This is a genomic window from Streptomyces pallidus (ex Mingjun et al. 2026) (assembly GCF_051550185.1).
Taxonomy (GTDB): domain Bacteria; phylum Actinomycetota; class Actinomycetes; order Streptomycetales; family Streptomycetaceae; genus Streptomyces.
The window spans coordinates 1976079-1994324 of record NZ_CP196181.1; the positions used below are offsets into that span (position 1 = coordinate 1976079).

Sequence of the window (18246 nt, forward strand, 5' to 3'; positions counted from 1 at the left end):
GCGGGACGGCCGCGACCACCCGGCCGTCCTGCCGTCCTGACGTCCCGCCGTCCCGCCGTCCCGCCCTCGGGCCGTCCGGGTCAGGCGAGGAACTCCCAGGGGCCGAACGCCAGCCCCTGGACGCCCGTGTCCTGCCGGGCGCACATGGGCGCGCCGCTCTCGTCGAACGCGGCGACCACGACCCGGCCGGCCGCGTCCACGTCCACCTGCGGGGCGTACGCGCCGTGGCCGCCGATGGACGCCCACCAGGTTCCGTAGCCCTCGTTCTCGGTGACGTACGCGGTGACCTCGACGTCGCCCTCGGCCCCGATCTGCGCGAGCACGGTGCAGTCGTAGCCGCCGAGGACGGCCCGGACGACGCCGGGCGCGCCGCTGCCGCCCGCGCCGCCGAGACCCATCAGACCGCCCTGGACGCCTTGGCGGGCGGCCCGCCAGGCGACCAGCGAGCCGTCGCCCGGATAGCGCCAGAAGTACGTGGCCCGGCGCGCGCCCGTCTCCTGGGCGACCGGGGTGCCGGGGACGACGGGCGTCGGGATGCGGTCGGCGAGGCCGAAACGGCCCTGGCCGACGCCGGTCCAGCGGTCGGGCCCGGACGGGCCGACGGCGAGCACCTCCAGCACTCCGCCGGTCGGCATGAGCGGCACCACGTCGCCCGGATAGGGCTGCGCGGACACCTGCTTCCAGGAGCCCCACGCACCCTCGGCGTTGCGGCTGCGCCGCAGGATGCCCGAGTGGCGCAGGGAGACGATGACGTGGGTGGAGCCGGAGCGCTGGTTGACGGCGATGCGCGGCGGGCCGGTCAGCCGGTCGCCCTCCGGGCCACCGCGCAGGACCGGGGTGCCGAGGCTGTGCCAGTCGATCATGCCGCGGCCGGACTGGAACTGGGTGGAGACGATGACCTCGGGCAGACCCGAGCCGTCCTCGGCGGCCCGCAGGGCGGCGAAGTGGACGTACCCCTCGCTGGTCCGGGCCATGGCGGCGGCTCCCAGCCAGCCCGGGACCTCGAAGGCGTCGGGCCCGGTCCAGCCGGTGAAGGGGGCGGCCGCCTCCGTCCAGCGCAGCAGGCCGCCCGGGGTGCAGGCGTAGGCCGTCAGACGGCCGTCGCCGCCCTTGAAGAGCCAGGGTCCGGCCGGCGGGGTGGACGGGTGTGCACCCGGTCCGCCGGTACGGGTGTCCTGCGCCCCGCGAGCCGAAGAGGCGGCTCGGCTACCGTCTTTGCCGCGGAACACGCCGCATTCCACCCTTCTGCCCGATATGTTCACACCCGAGGGACAGAGCTCTTCACCCGAAAGAACCAGCCACTCGAAAGGGTGTCTTATGATGCACCCCATCGATAATAGAAGGGCACCCCCTCCATGACCGACCGCCCCTCGGCCACCCCTCCCTCCACCCGGCGCAGGCCGCGGCGCGGCGGACGGCGCGTCCTGCGGATCGTGCTGCTCGTGGTGGCGGTGCTCGTCCTCGCGGCCGGCGGCGCGGGCTGGTGGGCGTACAGCCACCTCAACGGCAACATCGACAGCGTCGACCTGGACCAGGCCATCGGCGACAACCGCCCGAAGAAGGTCGTCCCCGGCGCGCAGAACATCCTGGTCCTCGGCTCGGACTCGCGCGACGGCGCCAACGGCGAACTCGACCACGGCGACGTCAGCGGCGCCCGCTCGGACACCGCGATGCTGGTCCACCTGCCGGAGGGCCGGTCCCGGGCCACCGCCGTGAGCATCCCCCGCGACACCCTCATATCCCGGCCCGAGTGCAGGGGCGGTGACGGAAAGACCGTCCCGGCCGCCGACCGGGTCATGTTCAACTCCGTCTACACGCTGGCCGGGCCGGCCTGCGTGGTCAAGACCGTCGAGCAGCTCTCCGGGATCCGCGTGGACCACTTCGTCGAGGTCGACTTCGCCGGCTTCAAGGGCCTGGTCGACGCGCTCGGCGGGGTGACCGTCACCCTGGACAAGCCGATGACCGGCGCGAAGGGCGGCCTGAAGCTGGACGCCGGCACGCACCGGCTGAACGGCACCGACTCCCTCCGGTTCGTCCGCACCCGCTACGGCTACGGCGACGGCAGCGACCTCGGGCGCATCGGCCTCCAGCAGCAGTTCATGATGGCGATGCTCTCGGAGATCAAGAAGCAGGACGCCCTCGGCAACCCGGCCCGGCTCTACAAGCTCGCGGACGCCGGCACCAAGTCGCTCACCACCGACTCCGAACTCGCCTCCCTCACCGCGCTCGCCGACTTCGCGCAGAGCATGAAGGGCGTGGACCCGGACACCATGGAGACCATCATGCTCCCGGTGGCCTACGACAAGATCGACCCCAACCGCGTCATCGTCGCGCAGCCGCAGGCCGGCCAGCTGTGGGAGGCCCTGCGCACCGACCAGAAGATCCCGGCGGAGGCGAAGAAGTCACCCGCCACCGCCAAGGGCTGAGCCCGGGCACCCACCGCACCAGGGCGCCGGGCCCGTACGGGAGGCTCCCCGTACGGGCCCGGCGCCGTGGCGTTGCTTCGTGGCGGTGTGCCGGGGCGGATCAGTACTTGGCGTTCGCGCCGACCTGGCCCAGGCGGCTGTTGCGGCGGCTGTACGCGAAGTACACGATGAAGCCGATGACCATCCAGATGGCGAACCGGGCCCAGGTCTCGGTCGGCAGGTTGAGCATCAGCCAGAACGAGGCCGCGATCGACAGGATCGGGATGAACGGCACCCACGGGGTGCGGAACGCCCGGTGCAGGTCGGGGCGGGTCCTGCGCAGGATGATGACGCCGAGTGCGACCACCACGAAGGCGAACAGGGTGCCGATGTTCACCAGTTCCGCGAGGTTCTCCAGGCTGGTGAAGCCCGCGACGACGGCGATGACCACACCGAGCAGGATGGTCGCCCGGTACGGGGTGCGGTACTTCGGGTGGGTGACGGAGAAGACGCGCGGGAGCAGTCCGTCACGGCTCATCGCGAAGAACACGCGGGTCTGACCGAGCAGCAGGATCATGCACACCGTGATCAGGCCGACGGACGCCCCCAGGCTGATGGCGCCGGCGAAGAACGGCTGGTTCACGGATTTGAAGGCCTCGGCGAGCGGTGCGGTCGGCGACATCTCCGTGTACTTCTGCATGCCCGTGACCACCAGGGTCACGGCGACGTACAGGACCGTGCAGATGAGCAGCGAGCCCAGGATGCCGCGCGGCATGTCGCGCTGCGGGTTCTTGGTCTCCTCGGCCGCGGTGGCCACGACGTCGAAGCCGATGAAGGCGAAGAAGACGAGGGAGGCGGCCGTGAAGATGCCCATGACGCCGAAGTTGGTGGGCTCGTAGCCGAACAGCACCTGGACCAGCGGCGCCTTCCACCCGCTCGCGCCCTCCGGCTGCGGCTGGGCCGGCGGGACGAAGGGCTTGTAGTTGTCGGACTTGATGAAGAACAGGCCCGCGATGATGACCAGCATGACCACGGTCACCTTGATGGCGACGACGATCGCGGTGATCCGGGCCGACAGCTTCGTCCCGATGACCAGGATCGCCGTCAGCACGAGGACCAGCAGGAACGCCAGCAGGTCGAAGCTACCTCCCGCATCGGGCCCGGACAGCGCGCGGGGCATCGTCCAGCCGAGGTTGGTGTCCATCAGGTGCCGCACGTAGCCGGACCATCCGACCGCCACCACGGCGGTGCCCAGCGCGAACTCCAGCACCAGGTCCCAGCCGATGATCCAGGCGGGCAGCTCTCCGATCGAGGCGTACGAGAACGTGTACGCCGAGCCCGCCACCGGCACGGTGGACGCGAACTCGGCGTAGCAGAGGGCCGCGAGGGCGCAGACGACACCCGCCGCCACGAAGGACAGTGAGGTGGCGGGGCCGGCGTTGTTGCGGGCCGCGATGCCCGTCAGGACGAAGATGCCCGTGCCGATGATGACACCGACACCGAAGACGGTCAGGTCCCAGGCCGACAGCGACTTCTTGAGGGCGTGTTCCGGCTCCTCCGTGTCGCGGATGGATTGCTCCACCGTCTTGGTGCGGAAGGGACTGTTCATATCCGTACTCACCGACACACCTCCGAACAGGTGTCGACGCACACGAACGGGCCGGGAGGCCCACCCTCCAAGAGTGATCTCCCGGCCCGTGACGTGCAACCGCGCATCGATCTACGCACCCTGCGCGGGGTGTTTTCCGGACGGGCCGCACCGCGGCCGCCGGACGGACGCCGCTAGTCGACGGCGGCGGCCGGCTCGCTGTCGAGGCGTCCGTCGAGCTTGGCCACGAGGCCGGTGACCTGCCGCGCGATGTTCGGGGCGGTCAGGCCGATCTCGGCCAGGATCTCCTTGCGCAGGGCGTGGTCGAGGAAGCGCTGCGGGATGCCGAAGTCGCGCAGCGGTACGTCGACGCCCGCGTCGCGCAGTGCCTGCGAGACCGCGGAGCCCACACCGCCGGCGCGGCCGTTGTCCTCGACGGTGACGACCACGCGGTGCTGCTCGGCCAGCGGGGCCAGGGCCTCGTCGACCGGCTTGACCCAGCGCGGGTCGACGACGGTGCTGCTGATGCCCTGCTTGTCGAGGAGGTCGGCGACCTCCAGGCACATCGGGGCGAGCGCGCCGACCGAGACGATCAGCACGTCCGGCCGGGTGACCTCGGGGGCCGGGGCGCGCAGCACGTCCATGCCGCCGATGCGGCCGACGGCCGGGACGGCCGGGCCCACGACGCCCTTGGAGAAGCGCACCACGGTCGGGGCGTCCTTGACCTCGACGGCCTCCCGCAGCTGGGCGCGCAGCTGCTCGGCGTCGCGCGGCGCGGCGAGCCGCAGACCGGGGACGACCTGGAGGATGGACATGTCCCACATGCCGTTGTGGGAGGCGCCGTCGTCGCCGGTGACGCCGGCCCGGTCCAGGACGAAGGTGACGCCGCACTTGTGCAGCGCGACGTCCATCAGGACCTGGTCGAAGGCGCGGTTGAGGAAGGTGGCGTACACCGCGAAGACCGGGTGGACGCCGCCGGTGGCGAGGCCCGCCGCGGAGGTCGCGCCGTGCTGCTCGGCGATGCCGACGTCGTAGATGCGCTCCGGGAAGGCCTCGGCGAACTTGTTGAGGCCGACCGGGTGGAGCATGGCGGCGGTGATGCCGACGACGTCCGGGCGCTCGTGGCCGATCTTCACCATCTCGTCGGCGAAGACGGAGGTCCAGCTGGCGGCGGCGGTCTTCACCGGCAGGCCGGTGTCGGGGTGGATGACGCCGACCGCGTGGAAGCGGTCCGCCTCGTGCTCCAGGGCCGGGGTGTAGCCGCGGCCCTTCTGGGTGAGGCAGTGGACGATGACGGGGCCGCTGAAGCGCTTGGCGCGCTGGAGCGCGGACTCCAGGGCCTCGATGTCGTGGCCGTCGATGGGGCCGATGTACTTCAGGCCCAGGTCCTCGAACATGCCCTGCGGGGCGATGAAGTCCTTCAGCCCCTTCTTGGCACCGTGCAGGGTCTCGAAGAGCGGCTTGCCGACGACGGGCGTCCGCTCCAGGATCTCCTTGCCGCGGGCCAGGAAGCGCTCGTAGCCGTCCGTGGTGCGCAGGGTGGCCAGGTGGTTGGCGAGGCCGCCGATGGTGGGGCCGTAGGAGCGCTCGTTGTCGTTGACGACGATGACCAGCGGGCGGTCCTTGGCGGCGGCGATGTTGTTCAGCGCCTCCCAGGCCATGCCGCCGGTCAGGGCGCCGTCGCCGATGACCGCGGCCACGTGGTGGTCGGCCCGGCCGAGCACCTCGTTGGCCTTGGCGAGGCCGTCGGCCCAGCCCAGCACGGTGGAGGCGTGGGAGTTCTCGATCACGTCGTGCTCGGACTCGGCGCGCGAGGGGTAGCCGGACAGGCCGCCCTTGGTGCGCAGGCCGGCGAAGTCCTGGCGGCCGGTGAGCAGCTTGTGGACGTAGGCCTGGTGGCCCGTGTCGAAGAGGATCCGGTCCTTCGGCGACTCGAAGACCCGGTGCAGGGCGATCGTCAGCTCGACCACACCGAGGTTGGGGCCGAGGTGCCCGCCGGTCTTGGAGACGGCGTCGACGAGGAAGGACCTGATCTCGGCAGAGAGCTGAACCAGCTCCTCCTGGCTGAGCCGGTCCAGATCGCGCGGTCCCTTGATGCGGGTCAGCAGCACCCGTGCCTCCTTGCAGTTGCTAGCTGGTTCGTCGAGTCTAATGTTCCGTCGGCGACCGTGGTCATCGGGCTGCCGCATGCGGGTCACGGCTTCGTCGTACCCGTGCACATCTGCCCGATGCGATACATCACATTCGGGTACATATCCGCACATTTGCCTGCACACGCCGACGAACTGATGTACGCACAGGTGCCCGGTGCCACGAGGAGTGGCACCGGGCACTGTGACCGGTCTTACCGCGCCGGGGCGCCGTCAGGCGCGACCGGCGGTCTTCTGGGTCTTGCGGGTGACCGAGTCGATCACCACGGTGGCCAGCAGCACCGCACCGGTGATCATGTACTGGACGGGAGTGGCGATTCCCTCGAGAGCCAGACCGTACTGGATCGAGGTGATGACCATGACACCGAGGAGGGCGTTCCAGGTCCGGCCCCGGCCGCCGAAGAGGCTGGTGCCGCCGATGACGGCCGCCGCGATGACGTTCATCAGCAGGTCGCCGCCGCCGGCGCTCTGGTTCGCCGCCGCGATCTTGGAGCACCAGAAGAGCCCGCCGACGGCGGCGAAGGTGCCCGCGATGGAGAACACCGCGATGCGGATGCCGGCGACGTTGATGCCCGCGCGGCGGGAGGCCTCGACGCTGCCGCCGAGGGCGAAGACGTTCCGGCCGAAGGTGGTGCGGCGCAGGACGAAGTCCGTGCCGACCAGGACCAGCACGAAGAGCACCACCGCGAGCGGGAGGCCCTTGTACTGGTTGAACACCGCGGCGGGGCCGAAGGTGAACACCGCGAGCAGGCCGGTGCGCAGCAGCAGCTCGCTCGTGGGGCGCGACGGGACGCCCGCGGCGGCCCGGCGCTTGTTGTCGGCGAAGGCGGCCAGGAAGTACCCGACCGTGGCGACCGCGGCAAGTCCGTAGGCGGCGGCCACGTCCGTGAAGTAGTACGTGGTCAGCTGGCCCACGACACCGTCGGGGTCGATGTTGATCGTGCCGTTGCTGCCGAGGATCTGGAGCATGGCGCCGGACCAGAACAGCAGGCCCGACAGGGTGACCGCGAAGGCCGGCGCGCCGATCTTGGCGAAGAAGAAACCGTGGATCGCGCCGATCAGGGCACCACCCGCGACGGCGGCCAGGATCGCCAGCCACTCGTTGACGCCGTGGGTGACCGCGAGGACGGCGAAGAGGGCGCCCGAGACACCGCTGACCGAGCCGACCGAGAGGTCGATCTCGCCGAGCAGCAGCACGAAGATGATGCCGACGGCCATCATGCCCGTGGCGACCATCGTGATCGCGATGTTGGTGAGGTTCTCCGGGGAGAGGAAGTTCGCGTTCAACCCCTGGAAGATGCCCCAGATGACGATCAGGCCCACCACGACCGGGAGGGAGCCGAGGTCACCGGCCTTCATCCGGCGGCCGAACTCGCTGAGGTAGCCGGTCAGGCCCTGCTCGCGGACGAGCAGGCGCGGGTCCACCGCGGGAATGGCGTCCGCCGGGGCGGCCGGGTTGGCCAGCTGGGCCACCTCTTCCGCATGGGTGTGGTGTTCGGTGCTCACTTGCGAGCCTCCCCGGTGCGCGCCGCCCGGCGGGTCACGGCGTTGTCCGTGGCTCCCGTGATGGCGGAGATGATCTCTTCCTGCGAGGTTTCGGCGACCTTGAAGACACCGTTGTTGCGGCCCAGCCGCAGGACTGCCACCCGGTCGGCGACGGCCTTCACGTCGGCCATGTTGTGGCTGATGAGGATGACGGCGTGACCGCGCTCGCGCAGCCGCTCGACCAGGTCGAGCACCTGTGCGGTCTGCTCGACGCCGAGGGCGGCGGTCGGCTCGTCGAGGATGACGAGCTGGGGCTCGCCGAGCATCGAACGGGCGATCGCCACCGTCTGGCGCTGGCCGCCGGAGAGCGAGGCGATGGGGATCCGGACGCTGGGGATCCGGATGGACAGGGTGGTCAGGAGCTCGCGGGCGCGGCGCTCCATCTCCACCTCGTCGAGTACGCCGCGGCGCTTGAGCTCGCGCCCCAGGAAGAGGTTGCCGACGACGTCGATGTTGTCGCACAGCGCGAGGTCCTGGTAGACCGTCGCGATGCCCAGGTTCTGGGCGTCGTGGGGCTTGGTGATCGTGACCGGCTTGCCCTCCCACTCGATGACGCCGTCATCGATGGGGTGCACGCCGGCGATCGTCTTGACGAGCGTGGACTTGCCGGCGCCGTTGTCGCCGACGAGGGCGACCACCTCGCCGGCGTGGATCTCGAGGTCTACGTCGGTGAGCGCCTGGACGGCGCCGAACCGCTTCGAGACCCCTCGCAACGCCAGCACGGGCGCAGCGGACACATGAACCATCTCCTTCGCCGCCTGACCGGCGGGGATGTCGTGCAGTAAGTGCAGGAGCGGGGTGGGATGAGGAATCGTTTCTGCCCGGCGTCCCGCCGGTGGCGGGGATGAGTGGGCGGGGCGCCGGGCAGGCGCGGGGGTCCTGGTGGCCGGAGGCCGCTGGGCGGGCCACCGGCCGGCAGGACGCTGGGGCCTCGCAGGACCGGGGGTCCGTGCGGGGCCACGGCCGGCCCGGGTGGGCCGGCGAGGGCTGCGTACGGCCTGCGTGGAGGCCGCTGCGGCCTTACTTCAGACCGAGGGAGGTGCAGGCGGCCGCGTACTTGTCGGTGCAGATCTCGTCGGCCGTGTAGACACCGTCCTTGATGACAGTGTCCTTGATGTTGTTCTTGGTGAGCGAGACGACCGGGACCAGGACCGACGGGACGCCCTTGGCGGTGGGGCTGTCGACCGTGGAGGTGGTCACGCCGTCGAGCTTCTCGCCCTTGGCGAGCGCGACGGCCATCTTCGCGGCGGCCTCGGCCTCGGGGGCGTACGGCTTGTAGACGCTCATGAACTGCTCACCGGCGACGATGCGCTGGACACCCGCGAGCTCCGCGTCCTGGCCGGTGACGGGGGGCAGCGGGTTCATGCCGGCCGCCTTGAGGGCCGTGATGATGCCGCCGGCCATGCCGTCGTTGGCGGAGTAGACGCCGATGATCTTGTCCTTGCCGAGCGCCGAGATCGCGCCCGCCATGTTGGTGTTGGCGTTCTCCGGCTTCCACTCCTTGGTGTCGTACTCCTTGCCGACGTTCACCTTGCCGTCGAGGACGGAGTGGGCACCCTTCTTGAAGAGGGCGGCGTTCGGGTCGGTGACCGACCCGTTCATCATCACGATGTCGCCGTCCTTGGCCTTGTCGCCCAGGGCCTCCAGCAGCGCCTTGCCCTGGACCTTGCCGACCTCTTCGTTGTCGAAGGAGGTGTAGGCGTCGATCGGGCCCTCGGCGAGTCGGTCGTAGGCGACGACCGGGATACCGGCGTCCTTGGCCTTCTTGACCGCACCGGCGATGGCCTTGGAGTCGACCGCGTCGACGATCAGGACGTTCACCTTGTTGGTGATCATCGTGTCGACCTGCGAGTTCTGCGTGGTCGCGTCCTGCTTGGCGTTGGCGTAGACCACCTCGCCCTTGCCGCCGGTGAGCTCCTTGACCTTCTTCTCGATGAGCGGCTTGTCGAACTTCTCGTAGCGCGCGGTCTGGTTCTCGGGCAGGAGCAGACCGACCTTGATCGCACCGCCCGCGGCGGCGGCCGAGGTGCCGGACTCCTTCGGCTTCTCGCCGGCCTCCTTGGCGCTGCCACAGGCAGCGAGGGACACGGCCATGGCGCTCGCGGCGACGACTACGGCGGCTCTACGCATACGCGTGTTCATTTCCTGAACCTCCCTGACAGGGCCGCAACGGTGCGGCCGAGGTGTGATGGAGTCAACCCCGGCCGCAAGTTTGCCGTCAAGGAGTGAATCCTTAACGAGATGACAACGGTGCCATCCGTTATCTAACTGAAGGCAAGAGCTTCAGTGACGGCGAATCGGACAGAAGGGTTGAATCCCCCATCTCGCTGAGCACCAGGGCCAGTGCCCCCAGCACTTCGGCACGGCTTCCCAACGAGCCGGTGAGGACGGAGAGTTGGCGTGCCGCACTGGGGATCGCGTACCGTCCGACGGACTCTCGTATGGGGGTGAGGACCAGCTCCCCGGCATCGGCCAGGGAACCGCCCAGCACCACCCGGCTCGGGTTCAGGACGTTGCAGAGGTTCGCGACGCCGCTCCCCACGTGACGGCCCACGTCGGCGATGACCCGGCGGCACCCGGGGTCGCCCTCCCGGGCCAGTTCGACGACCCGCTCCATGGTGAGTTCCGGCCCGTGCGTGCCCTGGAGCAGCGGGAGCACGTAGCGGGCCGCGGCGAAGGTCTCCAGGCAGCCGCGGTTGCCGCAGCGGCAGACCGGGCCCGACTCGTCGAGCGTGATGTGCCCGATCTCGCCGGCCGTGCCGCCGGGACCGCGGTAGATCTGGCCGTTTATCACCAGGCCGGCGCCGACACCGCTCGCGACCTTGATGTACGCCAGGTCCTTCACCCCGCGGCCGCTCCCCCACACCAGCTCGCCGAGGGCGCCGAGATTGGCGTCGTTGTCGACGTACACGGGCACGCCGAGGCGCCGGGCGAGCTCCTGGCGCGGGTTGATGCCGGCCCAGCCCGGCAGGATCGCGGTGGAGCCGAGGGTCCCGGACTCCACGTCGATCGGGCCGGGGACGCCGAGCCCCACGCCGATGACCTTCTCCAGACCCACCCCGATGCCCTCGATCAGCCCTCCGACCAGCGCTTCCGCCCGGTCGAAGCCTTCCGCCCAGGAGGCGTCCACGTCCATCGGGGCCGTCTCCTCGGCCAGCACCTGGTGGGCCAGGTTGCCCACCGCCACCCGCAGGTGGGTGTGGCCGAAGTCCACGCCGATCACGATGCCGGCGTCCCCGCTGAGGGAGACGCTGCGCGCCCTGCGGCCGCCGGACGAGGTGTCCGTGACCTCGACGGTCCCACCGTCCTTGAGTTCGCGGACGATGTTGGAGACCGTGGCCGCCGACAGTCCGGTGGACCGGGCGATCTCCGCCTGGGTCAGCGAACCCGCGAGCCGCACCGCCCGCACGACCCGCTCGAGATTCGCACGGTGCAGCGAAGACTGCGATCCGGGAGTCTGCACGACTCATCCACTCCTGCCCATAAGCGACGGCCGGCCGTCGCCCCCCGGCCGGCCGTCGCGGACTGGAGTCTCCGAGACGCCGGCGTCTCTCCAACTTGTGAACCCTAAGTCGAGCTCTTGGGCATCCACACGTCAAGAGGCGGACACGGCACGAATGTGCCCTTATAGGTCATAAGTATGAGAGACATCGCTCTAGATCGTGCGGCGGCGACCTCGCGTCCTACTTGAGCGTGGCCGAAGTCAGCCCGGCCTGGATCTGGCGCTGGAAGGACAAGTACACCACCAGCATCGGGATCATGGCGATGGTCACACCGGCGAAGAGCACCGGCAGGTCCGTCTCGTAGCCCATCTGGTACTGGAGCTGGATCAGGCCCTGGGTGAGCAGGTAGCGCTCCGGGTCCGATCCGGTCTGCGGCTGCATCAGCACGGACGGCAGGATGTACTGGTTCCACTGGCCCAGCACGTTGAAGATCCCGACGCTGATGAGGCCCGGCTTGGCCATCGGCAGCATCACCTGGAAGAAGATCCGGGTGTCGGAGGCCCCGTCGATCACCGCCGCCTCGTGCACGGCCGTCGGCAGGGTCCGGAAGAAGGAGTGCATGAAGAAGACCGTGAACGGCATCGAGTAGGCGACGTAGACCAGGATCAGGCCCTGGTAGGTGTTGAGCATGTCGAGCCGTTTGACCATGAAGAACAGCGGGACGAGCGCCAGGAAGACGGGGAACATGGCCCCGCTGACGAAGAAGTAGTAGACGACCCGGTTGCCCGGGAAGGGGTAGCGGGCCAGTACGTACGCGGCCATCGAGCCGAGCAGCATGGTCAGCGGCACCGAGAAGGCCATGACGATCAGCGTGTGGGCGAAGTAGTCGCCGATGCCCTTGCCCCAGGCTCGGGAGAAGGCGTCGAGGTGCCAGTTGGAGGGCCAGCTCAGGGCCGAGCCGCCGATCTCGGAGTCGGTCTTGAACGACCCGAGCGCCAGCCAGACCAGCGGCAGGACGATCAGTACCGCCCACAGGGCGAGGAACCCGTGCGAGAAGACGTTCAGCGCCGTGCCCTCGGAGCCGCCGCCGGAGCCGCCGCCCGCGCCGGCACCACCGGCCCGCTCGTCCGAGCGCTCTCCGGGCGCCTTGATCACAGTGGTCATCGTGGTCTCCCGCTCAGAACTCGATGCGCTCGCGGCGGGTCGCGCGCAGCGTGACGACGGAGAGGATCAGGGTGAGCAGCAGCATGACGACGCCCATGGCGCAGGCGTAGCCGCTCTTGCCGAAGTACAGGAAGTTGCGCATCAGCACCGTGGCCATGACCTCGCTGTGGTGGTCGGGACCGCCGCCGAACTGTCCGGAAGTCATCGTCGAGACCAGCACGAACATGTCCATGGCGGCGATGCCGAGGTAGACCGCGGAGGTCTGCACGGAGTCCCACAGCAGGGGCAGGGTGACCTTGAGGAAGGTCTGGGCGCGCCCCGCGCCGTCGAGCAGGGCGGCCTCGTAGACGTCCCTGGGCACGGACTGCATGGCGGCCGAGAAGAGCACGAGGTAGAAGCCGACCCCGTGCCAGACCACCACGGACAGCAGGCACCACAGCACCAGGTCGGGCTCGTTGAGCCATTCGACGGGGTGGGCCGGGTCGACCAGGCCGAGCCCGACCAGGAAGCCGTTGAGCAGGCCGCCCTGGTCGCTGCGGTACACCGCGCCGAAGAGGACGGCGAGGATGGCGAGGGAGAGCACCTGCGGGAAGAAGTAGACGATCTTGTAGACGGACGAGCCGCGCACGCCCCGGACCCCGCCGGCCCCGCTGCGCCCTCCCGCGTTCACCATGAAGGCGAAGAAGAGGGCCAGCAGGATGGTGAGGGCCGGGACGAACACCAGGAGCAGCAGGTTGTGCCAGAGGGCGCCGCGGAAGACCTCGTCCTCCAGCAGGGCCGTGTAGTTGTCCCAGCCGACGAAGTCGAACGTGGGCGACTGGCCGGACCAGTTGGTGAAGGAGTAGCCGAAGGTCTGGAGGTACGGCCAGATCACGAAGGTCAGGTACAGCGCGAGCGGCAGGACGAGGAAGCCGGTGATGAAGCCGGCCCTTCCCCGTCCCCTGACTGTGTGGCTCATCGGTGTCCGTCCGTCCCTGACGTCAGCTGCGGCGGTTGTTCTTCGCGTTCGGGTCCTTGGCCGCCTTGTCTACCGCAGCCTGGGCCCGCTTGATCCACTCCTTTGGCTGGATCCGCTTGGCCATCAGTTCATTGGACGCGTTCTGGATCTCGGTGTCCATTTCGCTGTACCAGTCGGGGTACAGGTAGTTGAAGGTGTTCGACCCGGCCGCCTTGACGGCCGCGACGGCCGACTGGGTGCCCGGCCGCAGCTTGACGGCCGGGTCGACGCCGTCCTTGACGACGGTGAGGGAGTTGGCCTGCTGGGCGAAGAGGGTGGACCATTCGCGTGACAGCATCGAACGCAGGAACTCCAGGCCGCCGGCCTTGTTGGCGGCCTTCTCGGGGACGATGAAGGGCTCCCCCGCGCCGGCCCGGATGGCCTCGAAGGGCAGCTTGCTGTCGGCGAGGACGGGCACCGGCAGGAACTTCATGTCGAAGTCGTCCGGGGTCTGCTTGAGCTGCTCGTTCTCCAGCCAGGAGCCGGAGGGGATGAAGGCCGCCTTGTACTGGTTCCAGGCGGTCTGGGACTCCGTGTGGGTCAGTCCGTTGGTGCCCGCCATGAGCAGGCCCTTCTCGACGACCTCGTAGACCGCCTCGACGGCGGCGAGGGCGGCGGGGCTGCCCGCGAAGGCGCCCGGGTCGAGGTTGTCGATGGCCTTCACGGCCTCCAGACCGCCCTTCTTGGCGATCAGGTCCATGATGACGACGTTGATGTAGTACGGGTACTTCCCCTGGTGGGCGAGGCCGCCGATGCCGGCGTCCCGGGCCTTGGTGCAGACGTCGAGGAACTGGTCCCAGGTCTTCGGCTCGCTCCAGCCCTTCTCCTTGAAGAGCTTGCCGGAGTACCAGAACCCGAAGACCGTGTAGACGTAGTTGAGGGCGACGAACTTGCCTCCCTGGGTGCCCTGTTCGACGGTGCCGGGGATCAGGACGTCGCGGATCCTCCGGTTCGGGTCGTCGAGGGTGGCGGCGTCGAGGAGCGGGGTGAGGTCGGTGAGCTGGCCGCCCTTGGCCAGTACGTCGATCTTGATCTGCTGGGCGCCGGCGTCGTCCACGACGTCCGGCGGGTTGCCGCCGTTGAAACGGGGCTGGAGCTTGGCGGCGATCTCCTGGGTGCCCAGGTGGGAGCTGGTGGTGCCCCACTTCTTGTCGAAGGCGGCCTCCCATGACTTCGCGTAGTCGTCGCCGAAGCCGCCCTTGAAGATGACCACGTCGAGCTTGCCGCCCTTGGCTACGCCGAAAGGGTTCTCCTTGGTGACGGGCCCCTTGTCGGGGCCGTTCGCCGAGGCGTCGCCGCCGGAGGCGCAGGCGGACAGCACGCCCATCGCCGGCACCGAGACCAGTCCGAGTGCGGCCGAGCGCTTGATCAGATCGCGGCGGCCCAGGCCCTCGCCAGTGGATCCCATGCTCTAGTCCTCGCCTTCGTCCGAAGTGTGAAGGAGGCCGGAGATCAAGGCGGTTGTGGTACGCGCGGACGTCGCCGCAGCTGCCCGCCCCTCCCCCCGTCCGGCGCCGCACGACCGCGGTGGGCCGGACGCGCACAGGTATAGTCCACTTCCGTTCATGTGAGCAAGATCATGCGCAGCCATGTCTGCCAGCTTTTCCGAGTTGAGACCTCGCCGAAACCTGGCCCTGCCCCCGGACGGCCGAAGGGCCGTACCCCCGTGACGGGGATACGGCCCTTCGGTGGAGCCCGGATCTAGCGCTGTGGTCAGCCGCGGATCAGGTTGCGGAGCACGTACTGCATGATGCCGCCGTTGCGGTAGTAGTCCGCCTCACCGGGGGTGTCGATGCGGACGACCGCGTCGAACTCCACGCCGGAGTCGGTGGTGACCTTCACGGTGCGCGGGGTGGTGCCGTCGTTCAGCTCCTCCACACCGGTGAAGGAGAAGGTCTCCTCGCCGGTCAGGCCCAGGGAGGCGGCCGAGGAGCCCTCCGGGAACTGCAGCGGCAGGACGCCCATGCCGATCAGGTTCGAGCGGTGGATGCGCTCGTAGGACTCGGCGATGACGGCCTTGACGCCGAGCAGCGCGGTGCCCTTCGCGGCCCAGTCGCGGGAGGAGCCGGAGCCGTACTCCTTGCCCGCCAGGATGACCAGCGGGATGCCGGCGGCCTGGTAGTTCTGGGAGGCGTCGTAGATGAAGGAGACCGGGCCGCCCTCGACGGTGAAGTCGCGGGTGAAGCCGCCCTCGGTGCCCGGCGCGATCTGGTTGCGCAGGCGGATGTTGGCGAACGTACCGCGGATCATGACCTCGTGGTTGCCGCGGCGGGAACCGTACGAGTTGAAGTCGCGGCGCTCGACGCCGTGCTCGGTCAGGTACTTGCCGGCCGGGGTGTCGGCCTTGATCGCACCGGCCGGGGAGATGTGGTCGGTGGTGACCGAGTCGCCCAGCTTCGCCAGCACGCGGGCGCCGGCGATGTCGGAGACCGGGGTGGTCTCCATGGTCATGCCCTCGAAGTAGGGGGGCTTGCGGACGTAGGTGGACTGCGGGTCCCACTCGAAGGTGTTGCCGGTCGGGATCGGCAGCGCCTGCCACTGCGCGTCGCCCGCGAAGACGTCCTGGTAGGACTTGTTGAACATGTCCTCGCCGATGGCGTTGGCCACGACGTCGTTGACCTCGGCCTCGGAGGGCCAGATGTCCTTGAGGAAGACCGGGTTGCCCTCGGTGTCGGTGCCGATGGCGTCCCTGGTGATGTCCACCTTCATGGAGCCCGCGATGGCGTACGCGACGACCAGCGGCGGGGAGGCCAGGTAGTTCATCTTGACGTCGGGGTTGATGCGGCCCTCGAAGTTGCGGTTGCCCGAGAGGACCGAGGTGACCGCGAGGTCGTGCTCGTTGATCGCCTTCGAGATCTCCTCGTCCAGCGGACCGGAGTTGCCGATGCAGGTGGTGCAGCCGTAGCCGACCAGGTTGAAGCCGATCTTGTCCAGGTACGGCGTGAGGCCGGCCTTGTCGAAGTAGTCGGTGACGACCTTCGAGCCCGGGGCCAGGGTGGTCTTGACCCACGGCTTGCGGGTCAGGCCCTTCTCGACCGCCTTCTTGGCCACGAGCGCCGCGGCGACCATGACGTAGGGGTTCGAGGTGTTGGTGCAGGAGGTGATCGCGGCGACGGTGACGGCGCCGTGGTCGATCTCGAAGGAGGAGCCGTCGGCCAGGGTGACCAGGGTGGGCTTCGACGGGGCGCCGTCCGGGTGGTTCGCCGGGGCGTCGGAGGCCGGGAAGGACTCCTTGCCCGCCTCGTCGACCTCGTCGACGTAGTTGCGGACGTCCTGGGCGAACTGCTCGGCGGCGTTGGCCAGGACGATGCGGTCCTGCGGGCGCTTCGGGCCGGCGATGGACGGGACGACCGTGGAGAGGTCGAGCTCCAGCTTCTCCGAGAAGTCCGGCTCGGCCTTCGGGTCCAGCCAGAGGCCCTGCTCCTTGGCGTACGCCTCGACGAGCGCGACCTGCTGCTCGGAGCGGCCGGTGAGCTTGAGGTACTTCAGGGTCTCGTCGTCGATCGGGAAGATCGCGGCGGTGGAGCCGAACTCCGGCGACATGTTGCCGATGGTGGCGCGGTTCGCCAGCGAGGTGGCGGCGACGCCCTCGCCGTAGAACTCGACGAACTTGCCGACGACGCCGTGCTTGCGCAGCATCTCGGTGATGGTCAGCACCAGGTCGGTGGCGGTGGTGCCGGTCGGCAGCTCGCCGGTCAGCTTGAAGCCGACGACGCGCGGGATCAGCATGGAGACCGGCTGGCCGAGCATCGCGGCCTCGGCCTCGATGCCGCCGACGCCCCAGCCGAGCACGCCGAGGCCGTTGACCATGGTGGTGTGCGAGTCGGTGCCGACGAGGGTGTCGGGGTACGCCTGGCCGCCCCGGACCATGATCGTGCGGGCCAGGTGCTCGATGTTCACCTGGTGGACGATGCCGGTGCCCGGGGGGACGACCTTGAACTCGTCGAAGGCGGTCTGGCCCCAGCGCAGGAACTGGTAGCGCTCCTTGTTGCGGCCGTACTCCAGCTCCACGTTCTGGGTGAACGCGTCCGGCGTGCCGAACTTGTCGGCGATGACGGAGTGGTCGATGACCAGCTCGGCCGGGGCCAGCGGGTTGATCTTGGACGGGTCGCCGCCGAGCTCCTTCACGGCCTCGCGCATGGTGGCGAGGTCCACGACACAGGGAACGCCGGTGAAGTCCTGCATGATCACGCGCGCCGGCGTGAACTGGATCTCCTGGCTCGGCTGGGCCTGCGAGTCCCAGTTGCCGAGCGCACGGATGTGGTCGGCGGTGATGTTCGCGCCGTCCTCGGTGCGGAGCAGGTTCTCCAGCAGCACCTTCAGGCTGTACGGGAGGCGGGCGGAGCCCTCGACCTTGTCCAGCCGGAAGATCTCGTACGACTCGTCGCCCACCTGCAGCGTGCTGCGGGCGTCGAAGCTGTTCGCCGACACGACAGTCTCCTTCATGCATGATTCGCGCGTGTAACCGCAATCCTGCCGCCACGCCCTGTGGCCAATCCGCTAAGGTAAGGCTAAGTTAGGTAGCCCTTACCAGCAGGGGCGGCTGCGGTACGCCTTCGGCAGATATCTCGATGTCGAGATAACTCTAGTGCATCGCCGCGTCCTGGTCATGCACGGCGTGGCGCATGCCGCACCCGGACGCGCCCGACCGCCCCCGCCGGCGCGCGCAGGGGCCCGCCCGGCCCCGCCCCCGGCCGGTCTCACCCCCAGTCGTCGGCGAGCACCGCCAGCAGGCTCCCCCCGTCCCGGAGGACGACGACGTCCGCCGCGGCAGAGCTCCCGCCATCAGCATCCAGCCGGACTTCTCGTAGACGACCTTCCCCTCCCCCAAGGGTTCCGGGTGCCAGCCGCGGCGTTCCGCTTCGGCCCGCACCGCCTGCACCGACCGCTCGGCGCGCGGGGTGTCCGGGACGGCCGTCCGGTCGACCCGGCTCGGGTTCTCCACCCCGTTCGG

At 69.4% G+C, this 18246-nt stretch carries 12 protein-coding genes; 1 reads left to right on the plus strand and 11 read right to left on the minus strand.

Going from position 1 to position 18246, the window contains the following annotated elements; translation table 11 throughout:
• Positions 1-80: 80 nt before the first annotated feature.
• Positions 81-1229 carry a hypothetical protein gene (locus ACSHWO_RS08515; RefSeq protein ID WP_438310890.1) on the minus strand — a complete coding sequence of 383 codons (1149 nt, stop codon included), beginning with the start codon at positions 1227-1229 and terminating at the stop codon, positions 81-83.
• Between the two features lie 126 nt (positions 1230-1355).
• Here ACSHWO_RS08515 and ACSHWO_RS08520 point away from each other — a divergent pair, with 126 nt between their 5' ends.
• Positions 1356-2426 carry an LCP family protein gene (locus tag ACSHWO_RS08520; protein WP_385805374.1) on the plus strand — a complete coding sequence of 357 codons (1071 nt, stop codon included), beginning with the start codon at positions 1356-1358 and terminating at the stop codon, positions 2424-2426.
• Between the two features lie 100 nt (positions 2427-2526).
• Here ACSHWO_RS08520 and ACSHWO_RS08525 read toward each other — a convergent pair whose 3' ends face one another.
• The 10 genes from ACSHWO_RS08525 to acnA all read right to left on the minus strand — a co-directional run bounded on the left by ACSHWO_RS08525 (position 2527) and on the right by acnA (position 17723).
• Positions 2527-4014 carry an amino acid permease gene (locus tag ACSHWO_RS08525; protein WP_385805375.1) on the minus strand — a complete coding sequence of 496 codons (1488 nt, stop codon included), beginning with the start codon at positions 4012-4014 and terminating at the stop codon, positions 2527-2529.
• Between the two features lie 173 nt (positions 4015-4187).
• On the minus strand, positions 4188-6104 hold the full coding sequence (gene dxs / locus ACSHWO_RS08530; protein WP_385805376.1) for a 1-deoxy-D-xylulose-5-phosphate synthase: 1917 nt from the start codon (positions 6102-6104) through the stop codon (positions 4188-4190).
• 252 nt (positions 6105-6356) lie between these two features.
• Positions 6357-7649: a sugar ABC transporter permease gene (locus ACSHWO_RS08535; protein ID WP_385805377.1), complete on the minus strand. Its 1293-nt coding sequence runs from the start codon at positions 7647-7649 to the stop codon at positions 6357-6359.
• Positions 7646-8434 carry an ATP-binding cassette domain-containing protein gene (locus ACSHWO_RS08540; RefSeq protein ID WP_361089549.1) on the minus strand — a complete coding sequence of 263 codons (789 nt, stop codon included), beginning with the start codon at positions 8432-8434 and terminating at the stop codon, positions 7646-7648. Before ACSHWO_RS08540 ends, ACSHWO_RS08535 begins: the two co-directional genes overlap by 4 nt.
• A 274-nt stretch (positions 8435-8708) precedes the next feature.
• Positions 8709-9830, minus strand: coding sequence for a substrate-binding domain-containing protein (locus ACSHWO_RS08545; protein ID WP_361089547.1), 1122 nt, complete (start codon positions 9828-9830; stop codon positions 8709-8711).
• 118 nt (positions 9831-9948) lie between these two features.
• A complete protein-coding gene (locus ACSHWO_RS08550; protein WP_361089545.1) occupies positions 9949-11151 on the minus strand; it encodes an ROK family transcriptional regulator in 1203 nt (400 codons plus the stop codon).
• A 220-nt stretch (positions 11152-11371) separates the two neighbouring features.
• Entirely contained in the window at positions 11372-12295 is a 924-nt protein-coding gene (locus tag ACSHWO_RS08555) for a carbohydrate ABC transporter permease (RefSeq protein WP_361089543.1), read from the minus strand.
• 13 nt (positions 12296-12308) lie between these two features.
• Positions 12309-13253, minus strand: a complete 945-nt coding sequence (locus ACSHWO_RS08560) for a carbohydrate ABC transporter permease (RefSeq protein ID WP_438310896.1) — start codon at positions 13251-13253, stop codon at positions 12309-12311.
• Positions 13254-13275: 22 nt separating this feature from the next.
• Entirely contained in the window at positions 13276-14700 is a 1425-nt protein-coding gene (ngcE, locus tag ACSHWO_RS08565) for an N-acetylglucosamine/diacetylchitobiose ABC transporter substrate-binding protein (RefSeq protein WP_438310898.1), read from the minus strand.
• A 305-nt stretch (positions 14701-15005) separates the two neighbouring features.
• A complete protein-coding gene (acnA, locus tag ACSHWO_RS08570; protein ID WP_438310900.1) occupies positions 15006-17723 on the minus strand; it encodes an aconitate hydratase AcnA in 2718 nt (905 codons plus the stop codon).
• Positions 17724-18246 lie beyond the last annotated feature (523 nt).

What these genes read in the sequence shown, in the direction of transcription:
- ACSHWO_RS08520 (WP_385805374.1), top strand. Translation starts at nt 1,356, where the DNA reads ATGACCGACCGCCCCTCGGCCACCCCTCCCTCCACCCGGCGCAGGCCG.
- ACSHWO_RS08555 (WP_361089543.1), bottom strand. Translation starts at nt 12,295, where the DNA reads ATGACCACTGTGATCAAGGCGCCCGGAGAGCGCTCGGACGAGCGGGCC.
- ACSHWO_RS08540 (WP_361089549.1), bottom strand. Translation starts at nt 8,434, where the DNA reads ATGGTTCATGTGTCCGCTGCGCCCGTGCTGGCGTTGCGAGGGGTCTCG.
- ACSHWO_RS08560 (WP_438310896.1), bottom strand. Translation starts at nt 13,253, where the DNA reads ATGAGCCACACAGTCAGGGGACGGGGAAGGGCCGGCTTCATCACCGGC.
- ACSHWO_RS08525 (WP_385805375.1), bottom strand. Translation starts at nt 4,014, where the DNA reads ATGAACAGTCCCTTCCGCACCAAGACGGTGGAGCAATCCATCCGCGAC.
- ngcE (WP_438310898.1), bottom strand. Translation starts at nt 14,700, where the DNA reads ATGGGATCCACTGGCGAGGGCCTGGGCCGCCGCGATCTGATCAAGCGC.
- ACSHWO_RS08545 (WP_361089547.1), bottom strand. Translation starts at nt 9,830, where the DNA reads ATGAACACGCGTATGCGTAGAGCCGCCGTAGTCGTCGCCGCGAGCGCC.